The following is a 21,718-nucleotide window of genomic DNA, read 5'->3' as shown; positions in this document are numbered from 1 at the left end:
GTTGTGCCGTATAGCGGCAAGACGTCGCGCCTTGCCATCATGTTAACTTGCGCTATTAATGGGAAAATCTCTTATCACGCTGGTGAGGTTGATGCAGATCTTGCTCTGGACCTAGGGAGATTACACCGTGTGGATTAATGGTGCTGTGGCTACGGTAGTAGTGGTGACGGATATGCATCATATCAACGGTATCAGCGATGCCAGGCATCTGATAAATATCACGCAGAAAACCGAACAGATTGGGGTAATCGCTGAGACGATATTTATCACATTTAAAATGCGTGTGATAAACCGGATCGAAACGAATTAATGTTGTCCATAGCCGTAGATCGGCTTCGGTTAACCGAGCGCCAGTGAGGTAACGCTGCTGCGCAAGAATGGCTTCCAGATCGGATAATGCGGCAAAAACGGCCGTCGCCGCCTCATTGTAGGCTGTCTGGCTGGTCGCAAAACCTGCTTTGTAAACGCCATTATTGACGTTGTCATAAATCCAGCCGTTCAATTCATCAATTTGAGCGCGTAGCGCCTGCGGGTAATAATCTCCCTCCGAGGCGCCTACGCCATCAAACGCACTGTTCAGCATACGGATGATATCAGCGGATTCGTTGCTCACGATGGTATGCCGCTCGGTGTCCCACAGGACAGGCACGGTCACCCGCCCGCTGTAATCTGGTTTGGCGTGTAAATAGAGTTGATAAAGAAACTCATGCTGATAAAGCGAATCTCCTGTTGCACCCGGAAAATCTGTACTAAATGTCCAACCATGATCGAGCATGAGCGGATGTACCACCGATACCGCGATGTGATCGACTAATCCTTTCAACTGCCGCATGAGTAATGTGCGATGTGCCCAGGGGCAGGCGAGTGAGACGTAGAGATGATAACGGCCGGGCTGTGCGGGAAAACCGCTTTCGCCAGTGGGGCCGGGGGCGCCGTCGGGCGTTACCCAGTGGCGGAATGCGGATTCTGAGCGTGTGAAGCGCCCGCCGGTAGATTTTGTTTCATACCAGGTATCGTGCCATACGCCGTCAATCAGTTGTCCCATACATCTTCCCTCGAATGAATAATGATAGACTGACGGCAGGCCTTGTATTCCTGCCGTCTAATGCATTAAGTGTAGTACAGGCCGGAGGCGGCTCGTTTTACCACTTTTTACCCAACAGACGATCGACGCTGAAAGCACCTGGTCCGGTGACTGCCAGTAAGAGATAGCCGCCCGCGATGGTCAGATTTTTCATGAACATCAGTTGGTTCACCCCTTCGGCAAAATTAGAGTGGAAAATGATCGCCGTCAGCAGGGTAAAGCCAGCGGTAAACAGGGCGACGGTACGAGTCAATAATCCAAACAGTACGGCCAGGCCCCCGCCTAATTCCAGCAGAATGGTGAGCGGCAGAAGGAAGGTTGGTACGCCCATGGCTTGCATGTATTGCTGGGTTCCTGCGTAGGCATCGCCCAGCTTGCCGTAACCCGCGGTGATAAACAGAATTGGCATTAAAATTCGTGCGACCAACAGTGCGGTACTTTCTAAATTTTTCATCATCTTTTCCATTAATGTTAGTTATTGCTAGCAGCCCTATCGTGTTCGCGGTAGCAGGCGCTGTCTGAAACCTTGGCTGTTACGAGGTTATGGGCTGATAATATAGAGAGATGATTTGTGCTGCCAGCGAGTATAATTGTTGTTTTTTTTCAGAAAAATTGATGTTTTATGCGGTGGAAGAGAACGCGCTATATAGCCTTAGCGCGTTAAATAATACGGGTTGGTGACATGTGGAGGGGGAAGCCTGTGTGATAAAAGGGTTAGCGGCGGCGTGAAATAAACGTTTTGCGCACAAACCTAAATGCCCCCCAGAGTCCAACCAGACGACGCCCCCAGAGGATCATTCGTCGGGGATGGCGCACACCATAAAGCGCGATAAGGCCGGAACCAACGATCCAGAATTTACGCCACTGCATCAGGTTTCTCCAGCCACGATCGTAACGGGCAGTGGTTGCCAGCCAATGTCTTTTCGCCGCCGCCAGATCCAATCGCTGCTGTTGTATGTGGCGCAGTAACTGGGCTTTTTCTCGTTCGCGCGACTGGCGCTGGCTCATTTATCTTCCTCCAGCAGCACTTTATCAATTTCGAGCTCTTTACGTGTCGCCTTGAGCAAGGTGGAACGGCGCACTTTTATCAGCGTCCATATTCCCCCTATCACTGCCAGACCTAATAACACCACGGTTATCCAACCGACGGTATAGAGACGATACGCAGGATCTATGCCCAAAATGAGCAATGCCACCAGACTCATGATGCCGAACATCGTAAAGAGTAGCGTTAAGCCAACCAAAAGGAGTAGCTGGATAAGGTTGGCTTTTTCTTCCTCAAGTTCAATGACCACTAGCCGCAAACGGCTTTCGACCATCTTAACCAAGAGGGTCACGATGCGTTTGGCTGAGCCGATGACCCCGCTAGCGGGGCCTTGCTGATATTTATCCGTCATAACGATCAGCTATCAGCGGCGAGATAGCAGAACGCCAAGCACGACGCCGATAGCGGCACCAATACCAACGCCTGTCCATGGGTTATCACGAACATAATCGTCGGCGGATTCAACCGCGTCTTTGGTGTGAGAAGCGATACGCTCACCCGCTTCACTAAGGCGGCTACGCGTATCTTTGAGTGCGCTTTCTGCCTTGCTGCGGAGTTTATCCAATTCTTCTTTTGATTTTTCGCTCGATGAACTGAGAACTTCCTCTAGCGTATCAGCCAGTGTTTTGAGCTCGGTGCGCAGGTACTCAGAATTTTGATCTTTAGCCATTCTATTAACCCTTTTATGTTTATGTCGGAAACCTGGATTTAACTATAGCCGAAGATAAAAATTATGCTGCCTTTGTAAATGCGGACAATCGTGGATACGGATAATTCCGATAACGGGTTAGAAGTACGGCAATTTGTCTTCAGCGGAAGGATGTCGCATGCACAACAGAAGCGCCATTAATGCGATGCGCCGCCTTCCTCTGCCCGCAATGCCTGCTCGGCTTCAGCCAGTTTTCTCTCACGTTTAAGGATCTTGTCTGCGTCGTCGCCTTTTTGCCGACTCTCGTTAAGTTCTTGCTGCCGTTCGGCAACCTTTTGCCGTTTTTCCGCGAGGGATTCCTGATGTTTCTGCGCCAGGCCAACATCCGTACAATGGCTTTTGACACCGTCCAGCGCTTTCTCTAGCCCTCGGATGCGATGCTGATTTCCCTGTTTACGCGCTTCATCAAGCTGGTGCTGAATATTTTGTGCCTTCTGTTGGCAGGTTTCGACCTGATTGGCGTCATCGGCCAATGTGTGACCGGAAAATAGGAGCGTTAATGCAATAATACACGGAGATAATTTCATATTTATCACCCCAGTTTAGATTGTTTTTGGGTTAATTTATGCTGCCAGAAGGGCGTTGGAGCTGTCGTCAACTGCGCCGTAATGGAGACTTTAGGCAGGGACAGCCGCAAAATATCTCTGGCTGCGATACTTTGCTCTGGTGATACAAGACGAACGACCAGACTGTCTTGTTCTGGCGTAATACTTTTTATCTCGATCCCCTTTTCGTTTAGCCGCTGATAGACATAAAAGCCATCTGGCAATGCTGCGCCAGCATAAGGCTTAATGTGTAACATGGCATCATCATGGGCATGACGTGGTGATAGGGACTGCGTTAAAACTATCGTCAGTAAGGCAAGCAATAGCAGCATTCGACCGATATGCCTGAATGTGAATTTAGAGGATAGCCAATGGATTGACACGATTATCTCCCTTTTTCAGCATTATTTGCTTTCGTATCTTGTTTTTTACGCCATAGGACAAAAAGCGAACCAAACAGCCCGATGAACAGCAGCACCAGCGGTAGCATCATGAGGCAGAGCATTAACTCATCTTCGTATTTCAGGAAGAAGGTTGTATTCCCCAAGGCAAAACCCAGCGTGACTAAAATAAACACCCACAGGAACCCGCTCATCCAATTAAAGAACTGAAAGCGCGCATTGTTCAGGCCAGACAGACCGGCGATGGTGGGTAATAAGGTTCTGACAAACGCCAGAAAGCGGCCCACTAATAGCGCGGACAGACCATGGCGATGAAAGAGTTGGTGTGCGCGTTGGTGGTAGTGTGCCGGTAAATGTGAAAGCCACCCCTGAACGACACCCGTGTTACCGAGCCATTTACCCTGAATGTAGCTGGCCCAGCAACCGAGGCTGGCAGCTGTTGTCAGTAAAAAGAGGGTAAACGGGTAATTCATGGTACCTTTGGCGACAAGGACACCAACCAAAATGAGCAAGCTATCGCCGGGCAAGAAAGCGGCAGGAAGAAGGCCGTTTTCAAGAAAAATAATTAAAAACAGTAAGATATATACAGTCCATACCAGCTTGGGATCGGCTAAAATATCGAAATCCTGATGCCACAGCGCGTTCAACAGTTCTTTAATTAATTCCATCCGGTATTCCTAATACTTCTGATTCATTTAGCCTTGGCAATAATCACGCGTTTAAACATGACAAGAGTGAATACACTGTTATCCCCGACACTTTCATGTACATCGTCGGCGCGATTCAACACACCTATATGTACCCCATGCTATGGCTAGCACAACAAGCTACAGATTTGTCAGCCACTGGCATGACTTCCCTGCGTAAATTTACGGGGTTGCTTTTCTCGCCGCCTGCCTGAAGCTTGAATGATTTAGGGTATATCAGGAGGCTGGGTGATGATTTTTTCGACGCTGTCTGTTTTGCCCCACCTGATAGTGACGCTAGTGTCTGACCTGATACCCGATGGTGCTGCAAACCCGATAAACGTACGGGGTGGGATTGTGTGGTCTTGGCTGACTTTGCATCCAAAGCGACGAATTAAGCGTAAAAAAGACACATCAACTGTAACAAAATAGGGGCTACTGAGACAGGGAAATATTACGACAACTCGGGAGATTAAGGGGCATTTTTCGAGGAAGAGTCGGCGTTTCCAGGATATTTTACACACGCTGACAGAAATCAACGTTTTTTGACCTTTACTCTAATCTTTAAAAGCGATTTCCCCTGGCTTAAGGCAAGGGGAAAGCGATCAGGGCTTACCCATATTTTTCTCATCGAGGTGTACGACGGGGTTATCCGCAAACATATAGCGATCGACATTGAACTCAAAATCATCCGTCGTAGCGCGAAACAACATTTGCTTGGTGTTTTCCAGGTGCCGCCACATCGCCAGCTTGGCAGCATGCGGATCTTTGCGAATCAGAGCCTTAAGTATGCCGTCGTGATCTTCGTACCAGCCTTCTATCGACTTGTCGTCAATGTGCTCATGTAGTTTGCGCCAGTAGGGGTTATGGATCCGTTGACTCCACATTTTTTCAACGATGGTGGCCATCGCCGAGTTTTGTGTCGCCAGTGCGACTTGAACATGAAATTTGAGATCCCATTCGGAATCACGAAAGCGATCTTCCTGGCGTGCATGTTCCTGAATTTCCAGCAATTGAATGATGTCCTGGCGTGTGACCTGCGTCGCAGCAAATTCGGCAATATTACTTTCGATAAGCTGGCGCGCCTGAAGCAGTTCAAACGGACCCGCCGTAACAAAATCAGCATCGCTGCTAGTGATAAACGACGTCTTCTGCTGGTTGGCAATAACATGAATGCCTGAGCCTTTACGTACTTCAACGTATCCTTCAACTTCCAGCATGATAATCGCTTCGCGCACTACGGTGCGGCTAACGTTCATCTCTTCTGAAATAGAACGTTCTGCCGGTAATTTTTCGCCGACCTGATACCGACCACTTTCGATGCGCTGTTTTAATTCTGCGGCTAACTGCTGGTATAGCCGTCGAGGTTCAGTGAGTGCCATGATGATGTCTACTCTCGATAGATGACGATCCGTGTGCCACGTCAGGGCATGAGTGCCTTTCTTGTTAATCTTTGAAAGATAATTTGTTATACCACTTAATCATAGCAGCAACCAATATTATGGTCACAGTTATCAGAGTACGTACTTATAAGCGGGCAACTCATCCGATAATACCGGATGAGCTAGAATAATGCAGGATTTATCAGTGTTGGCTGGCTGGTTTACTGGGTTCAGGTACTGAGTCGACTTCCGACGCTGGCTGGTTTTTCAACACCGTCCAAATGACGACTGCGCCTAGCAAGTCGAAGACTGACAGTGCGGCAAATAACGGGCTAAAGCCCAGCGTGTCGGCCAATGCGCCGACCACCAATGCAAACAGCGTGCTCGCCATCCAGGCCGCCATGCCGGTCAGGCCATTCGCCGTAGCGACTTCATTGCGGCCAAACACGTCGGATGACAACGTAATCAACGCGCCTGACAAGGCTTGATGCGCGAATCCGCCGACGCACAGCAGAGCGATAGCAACATAAGGGCTGGAGAACAGACCAATCATCCCTGGGGCTATCATTAATATCGCACCCAGTGTGACAACTAACTTACGAGAAACAATCAGATTAACATTGAAATATTTTTGGAAAAGCATTGGCATGTAGCCACCGAGAATACAACCAATGTCGGCGAACAGCATTGGCATCCAGGCGAACATCGCAATTTCTTTTAAGTTAAAACCATAGGCTTTAAACATAAACAATGGAATCCAGGCATTAAATGTTCCCCAGGCGGGTTCAGCCAGAAAGCGCGGTAGCGCGATACCCCAAAATTGGCGGTTACGCAGGATCTGCCAGGCAGACATCCTTTTCTTATTATTGGTTTGGTGTTGTGCTTCCTGCCCGTTAAGAATGTAGTCGCGCTCTTCATCGCTAAGTTTCTTTTGATCTTTCGGATGCTTATAGAAAACGAGCCAACTGATGGCCCAGATAAGACTTAGTGCACCCGTAATGATGAAGGCCATTTCCCAACTGTGCGCCACGATTGCCCACACGACCAGCGGCGGCGCAATCATCGCCCCAATGGATGACCCGACGTTGAAATAGCCAACCGCAACGGATCGCTCTTTTGCTGGGAACCACTCGCTACTGGCTTTTAACCCCGCAGGGATCATCGCGGCTTCCGCCATACCGACGGCGCCGCGGGCGATAGCCAGCCCTCCCCAACTATTCGCCAGCGCGGTTCCCATGCAAAAGACGGCCCAGACTATAGCGAACAAGGCATAGCCAATCTTGGTACCGAGCACATCCAGCACATAGCCGGCGATCGGTTGCATAATGGTATAACAAGCTGAGTAAGCCGCGATAATGTACGAATATTGCTGTGTGGTGATGTGTAATTGTTCCTGAAGCGTAGGCGCGGCGACAGAAACCGCATTACGTGTGAGATATCCCAGCACGGTGCCGATGGTCACCAGTCCGATCATGTACCAGCGTAACCCTTTAATTTTACGCATTTAATTTCTTCTCCGAGTCAATAAAAACACAGCGATGACCTTGATTCTTGCCAGGGCTTGATGTGCCATATCGTGTGCGATGACACGATTTGTTGTGCTGAACAGGGGATCCCTTCTCTTTATGAGATAGCGATTGAATCCTTACTTAAAGCAGGGTTACAATAATTTGTCATACAACTTCAAAAGTTGAGTGATATCACAAAACCATTATTTTTATGTGGAAATACATAAATCGTACATAAATCACGTCTATCAGATGATTTATGACGGAGTTTGGTGCGTTATTGTACAGGTTGTGACATTTTTGCGATCATCACCTCACAAATGCTGTGAGATATTGCGCATAATTGGTGTGATATCTTTTAACGGTCAACTAACATGGTGCACAAAAAGCACGGTAAGGAAGAAAGTATGTCCCAGTTCCTGAGTGAAGATTTTTTGTTAGACAGTGAATTTGCTCGTCGCCTCTATTACGACTATGCCGTCGACCAGCCGATATTTGACTACCACTGCCATTTGCCGCCTGAACAAATTGCGGAAAATTACCGTTTCAAAAACCTGTATGACATCTGGCTGAAAGGCGATCACTACAAATGGCGTGCAATGCGTACTAATGGTGTGCCTGAGCGTCTGTGTACGGGGGATGCCAGCGATTGGGAAAAATTTGAAGCCTGGGCTGCTACTGTGCCGCACACGATTGGTAATCCACTGTATCACTGGACACATCTGGAACTGCGCCGCCCGTTCGGCATAACGGGGACGCTGCTGTCACCGAGTACGGCAAAAGACATCTGGAACCGCTGTAATGCCATGCTGGAGCGCGATGAATTCACCGCACGCGGCATCATGCAGCAGATGAACGTAAAAATGGTCGGTACGACAGACGATCCGATTGACGATTTGCGCCACCATAAAGCGGTAGCCCAGGATCCCAGTTTCTCGATTAAAGTCTTGCCAAGCTGGCGCCCGGATAAAGCGTTTAATATAGAACTGGCGACATTTAACGACTACATGGCGAAGCTGGGTGAAGTCGCGGATACCGATATCCGCCGCTTCAGCGATCTGCAAGCGGCGCTGAGTAAACGTCTGGATCACTTCGCCGCGCACGGTTGTAAAGTCTCCGATCATGCTCTGGATGTGGTGGTATTCGCCGAAGCGGATGAGGCTACGCTGGACGCTATTCTGGCTCGTCGCCTCTCCGGTGAAACGCTGAGCGAGCATGAGGTCGCACAATTCAAGACCGCTGTTCTGGTGTGGTTAGGCGCGGAATATGCACGTCGCGGCTGGGTTCAGCAATATCACATCGGCGCGTTACGCAACAATAACCTGCGTCAGTTTAAGTTATTAGGGCCAGATGTGGGCTTCGACTCGATTAACGATCGGCCTCTGGCTCAGGAACTATCCCGCCTGCTCAGTAAGCAAAATGAAGAAAACCTACTGCCAAAAACGATCCTTTATTGCCTGAATCCACGCGATAACGAAGTGATCGGCACCATGGTGGGTAACTTCCAGGGTGAGGGGATGCCGGGCAAGATGCAGTTTGGCGCGGGCTGGTGGTTCAATGACCAAAAAGACGGTATGCAACGCCAAATGACACAGCTTGCCCAGCTCGGTTTGCTCAGCCGTTTCGTTGGTATGCTGACCGATAGCCGCAGCTTCCTGTCTTATACCCGCCATGAATATTTCCGTCGCATCCTATGCCAAATGATCGGGCGTTGGGTGGAAGATGGCGAAGCGCCGGCTGATCTGCCTTTACTGGGCGAAATGGTGAAAAACATCTGTTTCGATAACGCGAAAAACTATTTCGCCATCGAGCTGTAACGTATTCACGGCGTTAAACCGTGAAAAGGGCGGGAGTGTCGGCGTGAAGATTGTAAAAGCATTTACGCTGTAGCTCTCGTCATCTCGGTTTTTTAATCATTGGCGCCTGTGGTAATGCGGCGTTGGTGAATATTAATGTAGGGCAAGGATGGCGGTGGCTATCACGTGCCCTGAATATGGGATTCGTCCTGAGGTAGCCTGTTAATGCAAACGTTAAATCGTCACAATTTCCCCGGTCGCCAACACCCGGATCGCGTTATTCAGTTTGGTGAAGGCAACTTCCTACGTGCCTTTATCGACTGGCAGTTGGACTTGTTGAATGAGCACACCGATCTGGATGCAGGCATCGTGGTGGTTCGCCCTATTGATTCCGATTTCCCGCCTTCGCTGAACACGCAAGATGGGTTGTACACCACGATTATTCGTGGTCTGAACGAACGGGGTGAAGCGGTGCGAGAACCCCGATTGATCCGTTCGGTCAACCGAGAAATCAACATATACCATCAGTTCGATGACTACCTGGCGTTGGCGCACGATCCCAACATTCGCTTCGTATTTTCCAATACGACTGAAGCCGGTATCAGCTATCACGCCGATGACCGTCTGAGTGATGCGCCGCCCGTCAGCTTCCCCGCTAAATTAACCCGTCTACTGTATGAACGTTTCCGTCATTTTAACGGTGCGGCGGATAAAGGTTGGGTGTTACTGCCGTGTGAGCTGATTGATTACAATGGCGTAGCGCTGAAGGAGTTGGTGTTGCGCTATGCCGCACAGTGGGAATTAACGCCCGCATTTACCGCCTGGCTGAACGATCATAATACCTTCTGCTCAACGCTGGTAGACCGTATTGTGACAGGCTATCCGCGTGCCGAGGTCGAGGCGTTAGAACAGGAAATGGGCTATCAGGATACCTTTTGGGACACGGCGGAATATTTCTACCTGTTTGTTATCCAGGGGCCGCAGTGGCTGGCGCAAGAACTACGCCTGAACAAACTGGATCTGAACGTTCGTATCGTTGATGACATCAAACCGTATAAAGAACGTAAGGTGGCGATCCTTAATGGTGCCCACACCGCGCTGGTGCCGGTGGCCTTTCTTGCGGGACTGGATACCGTTGGCGAATCGATGAACGATGCGCAGATTAGCCAGTTTGTCGAAAAGACCATCGCTGAAGAAATCGTGCCGGTACTGGATTTGCCGCATGACGAATTGACATCGTTTGCTCAAGCCGTGCTAGGCCGCTTTCGTAATCCTTTCATTCAGCATCAGTTACTGTCTATCTCGCTCAATGGCATGACTAAATTCCGTACTCGAATCTTGCCGCAGTTGCTGACTTATCGTGAACGCCACGGCAAGTTACCTGTGCGTCTGACGTTTGCATTGGCGGCGTTGATCGCGTTCTATCGCGGCGAACGTAGCGGAGAGGGGGCAGCACGACAAACCTATCCATTACAGGATGATGCCCATTGGCTGGAACGTTACGCCACGCTGTGGGCAGGTGTAAATGCAGATACCGTCAGCTTGGCGGAATTGGTGAATACCGTCCTACGCGATGCTGAACATTGGGGGCAGGATCTCACGCAGGTTCCTGGCTTAGCGACACAGGTGACGGAGCAATTACAGGCCATCGTTGATCGCGGTATGCGCGCCGCCGTGGCAGGCTATTGCTAATTAGCAAGAAGGGTTATCCATGCAAAGTATTATAAAAATTCATTCTCTGGACAATGTGGCTGTCGCCTTGCGTGATATTGAGCAAGGCGAAACGGTGTCGGTGGATAGCCATACGGTGACACTTCAGCAACCTGTCGTGCGCGGGCATAAGTTCGCGCTGAAAAACATCGCACCCGGTGACATGATTATCAAGTATGGCCTGCCGATTGGCCATGCGCTGGTCGCTATTGCTCCCGGAGAACATATCCACTCTCAGAATGCGAAGACCAATCTCAGCGATCTGGATGAGTATCAGTATCAGCCTGAGTTTATCGATCTGCCGCCACAAATGGGCGATCGGGACGTACAGCTCTATCGGCGTAAAAATGGCGACGTAGGCGTTCGTAACGAACTGTGGATTCTGCCCACCGTCGGCTGTGTGAATGGGATTGCGCGCCAGATCCAGCAGCGTTTCCTGAAAGAAACACATGATGCAGAGGGAATCGATGGCGTTTATCTGTTTAGCCATACGTTTGGCTGTTCACAGCTTGGTCAGGATCACGAAAACACGCGCACCATGTTGCAAAACATGGTACGGCACCCGAATGCCGGGGCCGTGCTGGTGATTGGGCTGGGGTGTGAAAACAATCAAGTTGATGCGTTCCGCAGTACATTGGGTGAAGTAGATTCTGACCGTGTGATGTTCATGGTGTGCCAGCAGCAGGACGATGAAATCGAAGCGGGCCTGGAGCGGTTGCATATGCTTTATGAGGCGATGCGCCATGATAAACGTGAGCCGGGTAAGCTAAGCGAACTGAAATTTGGTTTGGAATGTGGTGGTTCTGATGGGTTATCCGGTATTACAGCCAACCCATTGTTAGGTCGTTTCTCTGACTATCTGATCGCTAACGGCGGCACTACGGTGCTGACTGAAGTCCCTGAAATGTTTGGAGCGGAGCGAATTCTGATGAGTCGCTGTCGTGATGAAGCCACGTTTGAAAAAACGGTGCACATGGTGAATGACTTTAAACAGTACTTCATTGCGCACAATCAGCCGATATATGAGAACCCCTCACCGGGCAACAAAGCCGGCGGGATCACCACGCTGGAAGAAAAATCATTAGGCTGTACGCAAAAAGCGGGGCAGAGTAAGGTAGTGGACGTGCTGAAATATGGTGAGCGCTTACACACGCCGGGGCTTAACCTGCTTAGCGCACCGGGGAATGATGCGGTTGCCACCAGCGCGCTGGCGGGGGCCGGTTGCCACATGGTACTGTTTAGTACTGGGCGTGGTACACCCTATGGCGGGTTTGTGCCGACGGTAAAATTGGCGACCAACAGCGAGCTAGCGAAGAAGAAACCGCACTGGATTGATTTCGATGCCGGGCGTCTGATTCACGGGATGCCAATGGAAGCGCTGTTAAGCCAGTTTGTCGATCTGATTGTCGAGATTGTTAACGGTAAACAGACCAAAAATGAGATTAATGACTTCCGTGAATTAGCGATCTTTAAGAGTGGTGTGACATTGTAAGTTTCGCTCATTCCAACTAAAATAAAACGGCGTTTCATTTTTAATGACGCCGTTTTTTCGCTTTAATTTTATAGAGGCAGGGATCATGACACAGTATTGGATTGCCCAGTCTGTTGGTGTGCTGGCGTTTCTGGTCGGCATTACCATGTTCTTTAACCGTAACGACCAAAAATTCAAAATACAGCTCTCGGCATACAGCGCCGTCATTGGGTTACATTTCTTCCTAATGGGGGCCAATGCGGCAGGCGCCAGCGCCTTATTGAATTCGGCGAGAACACTCATCTCGCTGAAAACACATAATATTCTTGTGATGTTTGTGTTTATTGCGCTGACGCTGTTCTTTGGTTTATCGGGCATGCACCATGCGATGGAATTGCTGCCGATAGTCGGCACCGTTGCCAGTACCTGGGCGCTATTTCGTACTTCTGGGCTAACGACGCGTTGTGTGATGTGGTGCTCAACCGCCTGCTGGGTCGCTCATAACATCTGGCTAGGGTCGATTGGCGGATCGCTGATCGAAGGCAGCTTCCTGCTAATGAACGGCTTTAATATCATTCGCTTCTGGCGCATGCAGCGGCGCGGCATCGACCCCTTCAGCGCCGAAAAGAGAGCGTAATGGCGTGAATGCTATGGGCTATATGAAATAGCAATATAGGGTGCACGAAACTGTCTCTGCGTCTGCATAATAAAGGTGACTAAGAGACAGCTTAAGGGAAAAACTTCGGGTTACAGCAGATTTAAGCGCTCTTTTCAGCCAGTTTGGCATCCTCTGCATGACACACGGCGGCGATAAACATGACATCCGTCGATGAGTTTACCGCGGTTTCGGCGGAATCCTGCAACACTCCGATGATAAAGCCTACCGCGACCACTTGCATGGCGATATCGTTAGAAATACCAAACATACTACATGCCAGCGGAATCAGTAGTAACGATCCCCCCGCCACGCCCGATGCGCCACAGGCACACAGCGATGCCACAATGCTGAGCAGCAGCGCGGTCGGTACATCAATCGGAATACCTAATGTATGCGCAGCGGCTAGCGTCAGTACGGTGATGGTAATTGCTGCGCCAGCCATATTGATGGTGGCGCCGAGTGGGATGGCAACAGAATAGGTGTCTTCATCCAGATTCAGCTTGCGGCATAGCTCCATATTGACCGGAATATTGGCAGCGGAACTGCGGGTAAAGAACGCCGTCACGCCACTTTCGCGCAGACAGCGCAGTACCAATGGATACGGGTTACGTCGGATCTTCGAGAATACAATTAGCGGATTGACTACCAATGCTACCATCAGCATGCCGCCGATTAGCACCATTAGCAAATGCGCGTATCCCCACAGCGCGCCGAAACCGGTTTTTGCTAGCGTAGATGCCACCAGACCGAAAATCCCCAGCGGTGCGAAGCGGATCACCACGCGTACAATCAGAGTAACTGCATTAGACGCATCGTTGATCATGCTCTTTGTGCTGTCCGAACCGTGGCGGAAGGCCATGCCCAGCCCTACGGCCCAGACCAGAATGCCAATGTAATTAGCATTCAGCAACGCGTGAATCGGGTTAGCGATGATGCTCATCAGCAGGCCTTCCAATACCTCGACAATGCCTGACGGTGGCGTGATGTCGGTGGCATGCGCGTTAAGTGCCAGCGTAGAAGGGAAGAGGACACTGAGTACTACCGCAATCAACGCCGCAGAGAAGGTGCCGATGAGGTAGAGGAACAAAATCGGACGGATATTGGTTTTCTGCCCTTGCTGATGGTTAGCGATAGACGCCATTACCAGCACCAACACCAGAACGGGAGCGACCGCTTTCAACGCGCCGACGAATAGCGTTCCCAATAAACCGGCTGCTAATGCGGCCTGCGTAGACAGAGAGGCCAAAATAATACCGGCGAAAAGCCCCAGAAGAATCTGTTTAACCAGGCTTCCATGCATAAAGTACTGCAAAAGACGAGAATGTTGAGTTGCCATATTTTTGACGGGATAACCGTTCCGCTAATGTAGTTATAAGTCAGGATCAGACACCTTTGACCTATGTCGGGGCCTTTTTTCCGTTACGAGATGTGCTTGCGCGTATCAGTATATGAATATTTGTTTTTGAGGAAAGCGATGATGTCATTTTTACGACTAAGCGTCGATTTCGCATCGCCGCAATTTGCGGGTGATGACGCGCAGAAAAAGTAGGCTAATCCCGCTATTGCCGTACCCTAATCAGGTACGGCGAGGAGGGAAATTAACGCGCGGCGCGGTTGTTCAGCCAAATATTAATCAGCATGGTGATCGCCAGAATGCCGACGACAACCCCCAGAGAGATAGCCACCGGAATATGGAAAATCTCGATCAGCATCATCTTGGCACCAATGAACACCAGAATAACCGCCAGCCCGTATTTCAACAGTGAGAAGCGCTCGGCCACGCCAGCCAGCAGGAAGAACATTGCCCGCAGGCCGAGGATGGCGAACAGGTTTGACGTCAGAACGATAAAAGGATCGGTGGTGACGGCGAAAATCGCCGGGATGCTGTCTACCGCGAAAATAACATCGCTGATTTCAACCATAATCAGCACCAGAAACAGCGGTGTGGCATACAGGATGCCGTTACGACGGACGAAGAATTTCTCATCTTCAATGCGATCCGTCATCCGCAGATGGTTACGTAGCCAGCGCACCAGCGGTTTGTCGCCGACATTTTCGTCTTCCTCTTTCGCCAGAGCCATTTTCAGGCCGGTAAACAGTAGAAATGCGCCGAATACATAGAGCACCCACTGGAACTGCGTGACCAGCCAGCTACCGCCAAATACCATCAACGTTCTCAGCACGATAGCGCCTAATACGCCATAAATTAGCACGCGACGTTGATATTGTGGGGGGACGGCAAAATAGCCGAATAGCATCAGCCAGACAAAGACGTTATCAACGGCAAGGGCTTTCTCAATCAAATAACCGGTCAGGAACGCCAGCGCTTGAGTGTTGGCAACCTCGCGGCCCATCGCGCCATCCAGATACCACCAAAAGCCGGCGTTAAACAGTAGCGTGAGCGTCACCCAGATGATAGACCAGACCGCGGCCTGTTTGAACGTCATGACCATCGCGCCTTTGCGCCCTTGATAGAGCAGATCGATGGTCAGCATCACGATAACAATGGCAGCGAAGCTGCCCCACAACCAGGGCGTGCCGATAGAGTGCATAGCGGTATCCTTAAAAAGAAACAAAAAGGCCAACATCGGAAGGACGTTGGCCGTTTGTGATTAACGCTGCAAATGCACCTCGCCTTCTTCCGGCAAGGTCTCACTTACAACGCTAATGAAGCTGTTTCATTAGGAATGATGCTATTTCATCAACGCTGCCCAGTAACCGGATGCGGTACGCATCGTAATGACGATTAGCTGGCGGAAAAGTTACTCCCCTTTGCCTGACAGAAGATAGGTGAAAAGGTATTCATGGTCAAATGAATATCGGCGTCTTTTGCTGCATTCCATGGTATTGCCCGGAACCGCCATATCTGTTTGGATCCGTTTTTTCTGTTGTAGACGAACGGTTGGTGGCGAAAAGCATTTACTGACGCGGTAATTTAAGGGATAAACAGCGCAAATTTTATAATACAGGAGAGGCCAATGAGCCAACTGGAATTGGAAACACGCGTCCTGACGTTGGTACGTTACCCTCAGGTCGACGAAACCTCGGCGCTACAGGCATGGGATGCCGCCGATGAGTACCTACTACGGGAGCTGGCTACGCTAGACATCGCACCGGGGCCGTGCCTGATTTTCAATGATACCTTCGGCGCACTGGCGTGCGGCTTGCAGGCGCAATCGCCCGTTAGTGTCAGCGACTCCTATCTCAGCCAACTGGCGACGCGACATAATCTGGAACTGAACGGTTATGCCCCCGATGCGGTAACGCTATTGGATAGCCTGGCGGATCTGCCCGATGCGCCTACGCTGGTGGTAATGAAAATTCCCAAAACGATGGCGTTGTTGGAACACCAGTTGAGAATGTTACGTAAGGTCGTCACGCCGCAAACACGGATTATTGCCGGAGCGAAAGCGCGTGATATTCATACCTCCACTCTGCAATTGTTTGAGCGTGTGATGGGGCCGACCACAACCTCGCTGGCCTGGAAAAAGGCGCGACTGGTTCACTGCCAATGGGCGGAGCGGAATGTGAGTGAGCAATCACTTATTAACGAGTGGTCGTTAGAAGGCTACGGTTATCGCATCCACAATCATGCCAATGTATTTTCACGTAATGGGTTGGATATCGGTGCGCGTTTCTTTATGCAGCATTTGCCCGCGCGCCTGGACGGTAAAATTATCGATCTCGGCTGCGGCAATGGGGTGATTGGCTTGGCGGCGCTGGACGCTAATCCGGACGCTACCGTCGGTTTCTTTGATGAATCGTATATGGCGGTGGCATCAAGCCAGATGAACGTTGCAACCAACCGCCCACAGGATATAGATCGTTGTAGCTTCGTGGTGAACCACGGGCTGTCACGCGTAGGACGCGATACATTGCAGGCGGTGCTGTGTAATCCGCCCTTTCATCAGCTACAGGCCGTGACCGATGAAATCGCCTGGCAGATGTTTATGGATGCCCGTCGTTGCCTTCAGCCTGGCGGAGAATTGCGCATTGTAGGTAATCGTCACCTGAGTTACTTCCATAAACTGAAGCGTCTCTTCGGTAACGTGGAAACCCTCGCCAGCAACACCAAGTTTGTCGTGCTACGCGCGATCAAAACGCCGGCGCGGTGACGATAAGCAGAGTATCAAGACGTCTTCCCGTTTCCAGTTAGCTGGCTTGATGTACGATGTGTTTCCTCCGGCGGTAAAATACCGGTGTTTTTAGGGTGGCCTATATCATGGCAAATCAGAGGGGAATTGGCAGGTAGCCATCGGAGCGTCTTTGAACGTGTTTGTTGTCGGGGGCGTGTGACATTATAATCCGCGGGTTTATCGAGCAAAGGTGTCGTTATGCGGGTGGAAGAATGGAAATGTCGATTGGATAGCGCGCTCGAGGCGTTGGAGCAAAGCATTCAGCGTCAACAGCAGGAACATCGGGTCCTCCAACAGCAGTTGCTTCAGGCAAAGGAACGCGACGCTTACCTGTGTACCCAGATTGAACGGCTTTCTGCGCAATTGAGTGCGCTGGACGGTTCACCTGCGCAGAATCCTTTGTTGCAGACCATCAGGGTCATATATGCTCAACTTGATGTGTTAGCGCACGAGGCTGCGGCATTTAAGCGTTCACTCCGGTAAATTTCCTTATTTAATCCGGAGTAATAATTTAATCAGGTGTAATGCCGTATAGCCGTAATTCGCCGGTTTTCTTACCCAATGTCTTCCGTCTCCACTTTCTGCGTAAATGTGGAGTCAACGTTTGTCGAGCGGAGTGGTTCGTCATTCTGCATGCCATGTTTATGCCGCTATCGCATAGGCAATGTCGCTAAACGGATAAAAATTTAGTGACTTTTTTCACAGAATAAAACGTAGCGATAGCTTTCTCCGTCTGAACTTGTTAGAAAATAAGAAAGGACGTCACCAGAAATATCTGGGCGAAACCTGGATAAAGCCACGTATCTAGCACGTGGCTTTATCCAGGTTTTTTTTTGCTTATTTTCCAGCTGGCCAGCGGGCAACAAGCGAGACGACGTGTATTAGGTCATTGCAGCCATTGACGAAACGGGAAGTCATTATGAATAGCAAAGTGCTAGCTGAAAATATTCTGAGGTTGGTCGGAGGGGAAACAAACGTTTCCACTCTGGTGCATTGTGCAACGCGCTTGCGCTTTAAGATTGTTGATCATGGTAAGGTGGATGTGGCTGCGCTTGAGGCGCTGGATGGCGTGATTACGGTCGTCAATGCCTCAGGACAATTACAGGTGGTGATTGGAAACCGGGTGCCGGAGGTGTATCGCGCCTTTGGTTCGATCTCCAAACTGCTGGAGGAGGGCGACGGGAAACGCCAGACCGCGGAAAGCGATCAATCGACCTCTGCCATGGGGCGACTGATCGATCTGGTCGCTGGGATCTTTACCCCCTTACTTGGCGCGATGGCGGCGGCCGGGGTACTAAAAGGGGCGCTGGCAATTGTGATTGCGCTCGGGTGGCTCAGTACCAAAGAAAGCACTTATATCATCTTACATGCGGCATCTGACAGCCTGTTCTATTTTCTACCGATGTTATTGGCGATTACCGCCGCGCGTAAATTCGAAACTAATGTTTTTGTGGCGGTATCGATCGCGGGGGCGCTGGTTTACCCAACGATCCAGGCGCTGTTTGATGCTGGTCAGCCCGTGACGTTCTTCGGTCTGCCTGTCGTGATGATGAAATACACCGCTTCGGTCATTCCAATTATCTTCAGCGTGTGGCTGATGTCGTATTTTGAGCGTTTCCTGAATCGCCATATTCACGAAAGCGTGCGCAATATTCTGACTCCGTTCTTCCTGTTGGTTCTGATGGTGCCGCTGACGCTGATGACCATCGGGCCGATTGGGATTTCGGCCAGTAAACTCATTGCATCGGTGTTTGTCAGTATCTATGAATTTAACCCGATTATTGCGGGTGCTCTGATGGCGGCTTCATGGCAGGTCTTGGTGATATTTGGCGTTCATTGGGGCTTTGTGACCGTATTCATTAACGATCTTTCTGTCATGGGACACAGTTACCTTAAAGCCGCCTCTAGCCCGTCGATCTTTGCCCAGTCTGGCGCATTACTGGGGGTTATGGTACGAACTAAAGATAAAAAGCTTAAGACATTGGCGGGCAGTACTTTTATTGCATCGCTATTTGGTATTACGGAACCCGGTGTTTATGGGGTTACGCTGAAACTAAAGAAACCGTTTATCTGCGCCGTTGTCGCCGCGGCCTTTGGGGGGGCTATTGTCGGCTATGCAAAAAGTTCGGCGGTTTCTATGGGGATGCCTGGGTTACTGACGTTGCCGATTTTTTACGGAGAAGGGTTCGCTGGGTTCCTCATCGGTTGTGCGGTTGCCTTCGTTGCGAGTTTTGTTCTGACGGTGATTGTAGGGTTTGACGATCCTGCGCTACCTACTGAAAACGCGCCAGCCCCCACGCATTCACCAGCAACGTCTGCGACACCTACGGCGTCGATCTCCCATCGGTCTGCCAATACGGCACTATCGTTTCGGCCGCTAAAAGACGCGCCTGCGACGGCGGAACGGCTGGGGTCGCCGGTAAAAGGCGAACTGATCTCGCTCAACGACGTGGACGATAAGGTGTTCTCTTCCGGTGTTGTTGGTCAAGGCATTGCCATTCAGCCTCAGGAAGGCCGTCTTTATTCTCCGGTAGATGGTGTTATTGCGAGTACATTCACCAGCGGCCATGCTGTTGGTATCCTTGCGCAAAATGGCGCGGAAATTCTGATTCATATCGGTATCGACACGGTGCAGTTGGAGGGAAAGCACTACAAGATGCACGTCGCGGAAGGCGAATCGGTGAAGAAAGGTCAGTTGCTAATAGAGTTCGATTTGGTTGCCATACAACAGGCAGGCTACGACACGGTAACGCCGATGGTGGTGACGAATGCGGAGGAGTACCGTATTTTTAGTCAAAGCGCTTCGCATCAATTAATGGCAGGGGATACGGTGCTTGCACTCGCGTAACGCTGAATACGTTGTCGGTAGTCATCAGGTAACACAGGTATGTGAATCTGTTCACATACCTTGATGATGTTGTTTGTATGTCGTCTCGAAAGTGGGTAAAACTATATTCAGGACATGACCATGAAGCATGATACAAAACATGTTATTTATGGGTGGAACCTGATTGGTAAGCGGCTTTTGTGCCGTTTGGCGATCGGGTTTTTTTTTGCGTTGAGAAAATGTGCTCAACACCGAAATGTTCCAAATTTACGCGTAGACAGCAAAAAATTCGCCGGCAAGGACGTTTTGGCGTTTCTCTCTTACGGAAGGAAGATGATTGTGACCGTAAGTTTAGCCGAGGGTACCTATGAGTCAATCCATTGCCAATTTTCAACTGATGGCTAAGCCTTCAGGATCCGTGTGCAATATCGATTGCTCATACTGTTTTTATCTGGAGAAGGAACATCTATACCCAGAGCGAAAAAGCCGCTGGAAGATGGATGGCAATACGCTGGAAAACTATATCCGAAAGAACATCAGTAGCCAGCAAGCGCCAGTCGTTGATTTTTTGTGGCAAGGCGGTGAACCGACGCTATTGGGCATTGATTTCTTCCGCGAAGCTGTTCGTTTACAGAATCAATACCGTGGCGCAAAACAGATTAACAATTTCTTTCAGACCAATGGCATCAATATTGACGATTCGTGGGCCTGCTTTCTGAAAGAGAATCGGTTTTTGGTAGGGTTGTCCATTGACGGTGACCGTATCAGCAATGATGCATATCGCCTTACGCGATCGGGGAAAAGCACGTTTGATGACGTGATGAAAGGGCTGGAGGCGCTAAAACGCCATCATGTTGAATTTAATACGTTAACGGTGGTGAACGCAGAAAATGTGAAACGCCCACTGGATGTTTACCGGTTTCTTAAGCGTATCGGTAGCCGCTATATGCAGTTTATTCCACTCGTGGAACGCCGTGCGGCCGAGCCGGACGCGAATGGATTATTACTGATTCAGCCGGATTTCTCGGGGCAGTGCGGTGTGACAGAATGGTCAGTGCCGGCTAAAGCCTATGGCCGTTTCCTGAATACGATTTTTGACCACTGGATTCAGCACGATCTGGGCAATATATTTGTCATGAATTTTGAGCAAACGATGGCCAAAATGACTGGGCAGCCCAGTGCCTGTGTTATCAATGAAACCTGCGGGGGCAACCTGATTGTTGAAGCGAATGGTGATGTATATTCCTGTGACCATTTCGTCTATCCAGAAAATAAGCTCGGCAATATTAATCAGGACGATTTAGCGTCGCTGGTGAATTCTCCGCAGAACCTCGCCTTTGGTGCGAATAAGAAGAAAAATATCAGTAAGGATTGTCTGAATTGTGCAGTAAAACCAGTGTGTCATGGCGGTTGCCCGAAGCATCGCTTTGAAATTTCCAGTGATGGACGACCAAATAAAAACTATTTCTGTGATGGATTTAAAACGCATTTATTTCATGTCGTACCACGCATGAATTATCTGCTTTCTCAGTTAACGAGTCAGGTATCGATGAAGCATATAAGGAGGAATATAAAAACAGAGTTTTATTAATCCAAGACGATCATTATCAGAGCACTGAATAAACCGGGTTCTGAATGATTTCCTGCTTAAAATAGTTGTTTTAAGCAGGCGGCATAATAACGCCAAACACCAGGGATCTTACAATAATGTCAAATAGACATTGGGAGCCTATTTGTCTTTTTCAATAATCCTAAAAATA

General features: G+C 49.9%; 20 protein-coding genes. 8 read left to right on the top strand and 12 right to left on the bottom strand.

Annotation, left to right across the window (positions count from 1 at the left end; all coding sequences use genetic code 11):
• Positions 1–55 precede the first annotated feature (55 nt).
• From RFN81_RS16130 to RFN81_RS16085, 10 genes are all read right to left on the bottom strand, one after another.
• Positions 56–1,045 (bottom strand): glutathione S-transferase family protein, encoded by a 990-nt coding sequence (locus tag RFN81_RS16130; RefSeq protein ID WP_264496794.1) that lies wholly within the window; start codon positions 1,043–1,045, stop codon positions 56–58.
• Positions 1,046–1,142: 97 nt separating this feature from the next.
• On the bottom strand, positions 1,143–1,538 hold the full coding sequence (locus tag RFN81_RS16125; RefSeq protein WP_264499012.1) for a DoxX family protein: 396 nt from the start codon (positions 1,536–1,538) through the stop codon (positions 1,143–1,145).
• A gap of 260 nt (positions 1,539–1,798) precedes the next feature.
• Positions 1,799–2,092, bottom strand: coding sequence for a YqjK-like family protein (locus tag RFN81_RS16120; RefSeq protein WP_264496793.1), 294 nt, complete (start codon positions 2,090–2,092; stop codon positions 1,799–1,801).
• Positions 2,089–2,481: a phage holin family protein gene (locus RFN81_RS16115; protein ID WP_264496792.1), complete on the bottom strand. Its 393-nt coding sequence runs from the start codon at positions 2,479–2,481 to the stop codon at positions 2,089–2,091. The genes RFN81_RS16120 and RFN81_RS16115 overlap by 4 nt, the downstream gene beginning before the upstream one ends.
• A 12-nt stretch (positions 2,482–2,493) precedes the next feature.
• On the bottom strand, positions 2,494–2,799 hold the full coding sequence (locus RFN81_RS16110; RefSeq protein ID WP_264496791.1) for a DUF883 family protein: 306 nt from the start codon (positions 2,797–2,799) through the stop codon (positions 2,494–2,496).
• 176 nt (positions 2,800–2,975) lie between these two features.
• Positions 2,976–3,365: a DUF1090 domain-containing protein gene (locus tag RFN81_RS16105; protein ID WP_264496790.1), complete on the bottom strand. Its 390-nt coding sequence runs from the start codon at positions 3,363–3,365 to the stop codon at positions 2,976–2,978.
• A 5-nt stretch (positions 3,366–3,370) separates the two neighbouring features.
• The gene (gene mzrA / locus RFN81_RS16100; RefSeq protein WP_378929242.1) at positions 3,371–3,715 is read right to left on the bottom strand and encodes an EnvZ/OmpR regulon moderator MzrA; all 345 of its coding nucleotides are present in this window, start codon (positions 3,713–3,715) and stop codon (positions 3,371–3,373) included.
• Positions 3,716–3,768: 53 nt separating this feature from the next.
• On the bottom strand, positions 3,769–4,452 hold the full coding sequence (locus RFN81_RS16095; RefSeq protein WP_264496788.1) for a DedA family protein: 684 nt from the start codon (positions 4,450–4,452) through the stop codon (positions 3,769–3,771).
• A 623-nt stretch (positions 4,453–5,075) separates the two neighbouring features.
• Positions 5,076–5,852, bottom strand: coding sequence for a transcriptional regulator ExuR (gene exuR / locus RFN81_RS16090; protein WP_264496787.1), 777 nt, complete (start codon positions 5,850–5,852; stop codon positions 5,076–5,078).
• Between the two features lie 202 nt (positions 5,853–6,054).
• Positions 6,055–7,356 (bottom strand): MFS transporter, encoded by a 1,302-nt coding sequence (locus RFN81_RS16085; protein ID WP_264496786.1) that lies wholly within the window; start codon positions 7,354–7,356, stop codon positions 6,055–6,057.
• Between the two features lie 411 nt (positions 7,357–7,767).
• Here RFN81_RS16085 and uxaC point away from each other — a divergent pair, with 411 nt between their 5' ends.
• The 4 genes from uxaC to RFN81_RS16065 all read left to right on the top strand — a co-directional run bounded on the left by uxaC (position 7,768) and on the right by RFN81_RS16065 (position 12,974).
• Positions 7,768–9,177: a glucuronate isomerase gene (gene uxaC, locus RFN81_RS16080; protein WP_264496785.1), complete on the top strand. Its 1,410-nt coding sequence runs from the start codon at positions 7,768–7,770 to the stop codon at positions 9,175–9,177.
• A gap of 204 nt (positions 9,178–9,381) precedes the next feature.
• Positions 9,382–10,848: a tagaturonate reductase gene (locus tag RFN81_RS16075; RefSeq protein ID WP_264496784.1), complete on the top strand. Its 1,467-nt coding sequence runs from the start codon at positions 9,382–9,384 to the stop codon at positions 10,846–10,848.
• 19 nt (positions 10,849–10,867) lie between these two features.
• Positions 10,868–12,358 (top strand): UxaA family hydrolase, encoded by a 1,491-nt coding sequence (locus RFN81_RS16070; protein WP_264496783.1) that lies wholly within the window; start codon positions 10,868–10,870, stop codon positions 12,356–12,358.
• An 85-nt stretch (positions 12,359–12,443) separates the two neighbouring features.
• A complete protein-coding gene (locus RFN81_RS16065) occupies positions 12,444–12,974 on the top strand; it encodes a YgjV family protein (RefSeq protein ID WP_264496782.1) in 531 nt (176 codons plus the stop codon).
• A gap of 121 nt (positions 12,975–13,095) precedes the next feature.
• Here RFN81_RS16065 and sstT read toward each other — a convergent pair whose 3' ends face one another.
• Both sstT and RFN81_RS16055 read right to left on the bottom strand, forming a co-directional pair.
• The gene (sstT, locus tag RFN81_RS16060) at positions 13,096–14,331 is read right to left on the bottom strand and encodes a serine/threonine transporter SstT (protein ID WP_264496781.1); all 1,236 of its coding nucleotides are present in this window, start codon (positions 14,329–14,331) and stop codon (positions 13,096–13,098) included.
• Positions 14,332–14,593: 262 nt separating this feature from the next.
• Positions 14,594–15,547, bottom strand: a complete 954-nt coding sequence (locus RFN81_RS16055; protein WP_264496780.1) for a TerC family protein — start codon at positions 15,545–15,547, stop codon at positions 14,594–14,596.
• 426 nt (positions 15,548–15,973) lie between these two features.
• On the opposite strand from RFN81_RS16055, the gene rlmG reads away from it, so the two are divergent.
• The 4 genes from rlmG (at position 15,974) to RFN81_RS16035 (ending at position 21,549) form a co-directional block, all read left to right on the top strand.
• Positions 15,974–17,110, top strand: coding sequence for a 23S rRNA (guanine(1835)-N(2))-methyltransferase RlmG (rlmG, locus tag RFN81_RS16050; protein ID WP_264496779.1), 1,137 nt, complete (start codon positions 15,974–15,976; stop codon positions 17,108–17,110).
• 219 nt (positions 17,111–17,329) lie between these two features.
• Positions 17,330–17,614: a hypothetical protein gene (locus tag RFN81_RS16045; protein WP_264496778.1), complete on the top strand. Its 285-nt coding sequence runs from the start codon at positions 17,330–17,332 to the stop codon at positions 17,612–17,614.
• A 436-nt stretch (positions 17,615–18,050) separates the two neighbouring features.
• On the top strand, positions 18,051–19,979 hold the full coding sequence (locus RFN81_RS16040) for a beta-glucoside-specific PTS transporter subunit IIABC (protein WP_264496777.1): 1,929 nt from the start codon (positions 18,051–18,053) through the stop codon (positions 19,977–19,979).
• 346 nt (positions 19,980–20,325) lie between these two features.
• The gene (locus RFN81_RS16035; RefSeq protein ID WP_264496776.1) at positions 20,326–21,549 is read left to right on the top strand and encodes an anaerobic sulfatase maturase; all 1,224 of its coding nucleotides are present in this window, start codon (positions 20,326–20,328) and stop codon (positions 21,547–21,549) included.
• Positions 21,550–21,718: the final 169 nt, after the last annotated feature.

The organism is Pectobacterium cacticida, from assembly GCF_036885195.1.
GTDB classification, from domain to species: domain Bacteria; phylum Pseudomonadota; class Gammaproteobacteria; order Enterobacterales; family Enterobacteriaceae; genus Pectobacterium; species Pectobacterium cacticida.
Note: the sequence above shows the minus strand (reverse complement) of the source record. Positions and strands in the feature narration are given on the sequence as shown.

Excerpts from the sequence above, each read along its gene's own strand:
- RFN81_RS16040 (WP_264496777.1), top strand. The coding sequence starts at position 18,051 with ATGAATAGCAAAGTGCTAGCTGAAAATATTCTGAGGTTGGTCGGAGGG.
- RFN81_RS16085 (WP_264496786.1), bottom strand. The coding sequence starts at position 7,356 with ATGCGTAAAATTAAAGGGTTACGCTGGTACATGATCGGACTGGTGACC.
- RFN81_RS16120 (WP_264496793.1), bottom strand. The coding sequence starts at position 2,092 with ATGAGCCAGCGCCAGTCGCGCGAACGAGAAAAAGCCCAGTTACTGCGC.
- RFN81_RS16055 (WP_264496780.1), bottom strand. The coding sequence starts at position 15,547 with ATGCACTCTATCGGCACGCCCTGGTTGTGGGGCAGCTTCGCTGCCATT.
- mzrA (WP_378929242.1), bottom strand. The coding sequence starts at position 3,715 with ATGCTGCTATTGCTTGCCTTACTGACGATAGTTTTAACGCAGTCCCTA.
- RFN81_RS16070 (WP_264496783.1), top strand. The coding sequence starts at position 10,868 with ATGCAAAGTATTATAAAAATTCATTCTCTGGACAATGTGGCTGTCGCC.
- exuR (WP_264496787.1), bottom strand. The coding sequence starts at position 5,852 with ATGGCACTCACTGAACCTCGACGGCTATACCAGCAGTTAGCCGCAGAA.
- sstT (WP_264496781.1), bottom strand. The coding sequence starts at position 14,331 with ATGGCAACTCAACATTCTCGTCTTTTGCAGTACTTTATGCATGGAAGC.
- RFN81_RS16045 (WP_264496778.1), top strand. The coding sequence starts at position 17,330 with ATGCGGGTGGAAGAATGGAAATGTCGATTGGATAGCGCGCTCGAGGCG.
- RFN81_RS16115 (WP_264496792.1), bottom strand. The coding sequence starts at position 2,481 with ATGACGGATAAATATCAGCAAGGCCCCGCTAGCGGGGTCATCGGCTCA.
- RFN81_RS16035 (WP_264496776.1), top strand. The coding sequence starts at position 20,326 with ATGAGTCAATCCATTGCCAATTTTCAACTGATGGCTAAGCCTTCAGGA.
- RFN81_RS16125 (WP_264499012.1), bottom strand. The coding sequence starts at position 1,538 with ATGAAAAATTTAGAAAGTACCGCACTGTTGGTCGCACGAATTTTAATG.
- RFN81_RS16095 (WP_264496788.1), bottom strand. The coding sequence starts at position 4,452 with ATGGAATTAATTAAAGAACTGTTGAACGCGCTGTGGCATCAGGATTTC.
- RFN81_RS16110 (WP_264496791.1), bottom strand. The coding sequence starts at position 2,799 with ATGGCTAAAGATCAAAATTCTGAGTACCTGCGCACCGAGCTCAAAACA.
- RFN81_RS16075 (WP_264496784.1), top strand. The coding sequence starts at position 9,382 with ATGCAAACGTTAAATCGTCACAATTTCCCCGGTCGCCAACACCCGGAT.
- rlmG (WP_264496779.1), top strand. The coding sequence starts at position 15,974 with ATGAGCCAACTGGAATTGGAAACACGCGTCCTGACGTTGGTACGTTAC.
- RFN81_RS16105 (WP_264496790.1), bottom strand. The coding sequence starts at position 3,365 with ATGAAATTATCTCCGTGTATTATTGCATTAACGCTCCTATTTTCCGGT.
- uxaC (WP_264496785.1), top strand. The coding sequence starts at position 7,768 with ATGTCCCAGTTCCTGAGTGAAGATTTTTTGTTAGACAGTGAATTTGCT.
- RFN81_RS16130 (WP_264496794.1), bottom strand. The coding sequence starts at position 1,045 with ATGGGACAACTGATTGACGGCGTATGGCACGATACCTGGTATGAAACA.
- RFN81_RS16065 (WP_264496782.1), top strand. The coding sequence starts at position 12,444 with ATGACACAGTATTGGATTGCCCAGTCTGTTGGTGTGCTGGCGTTTCTG.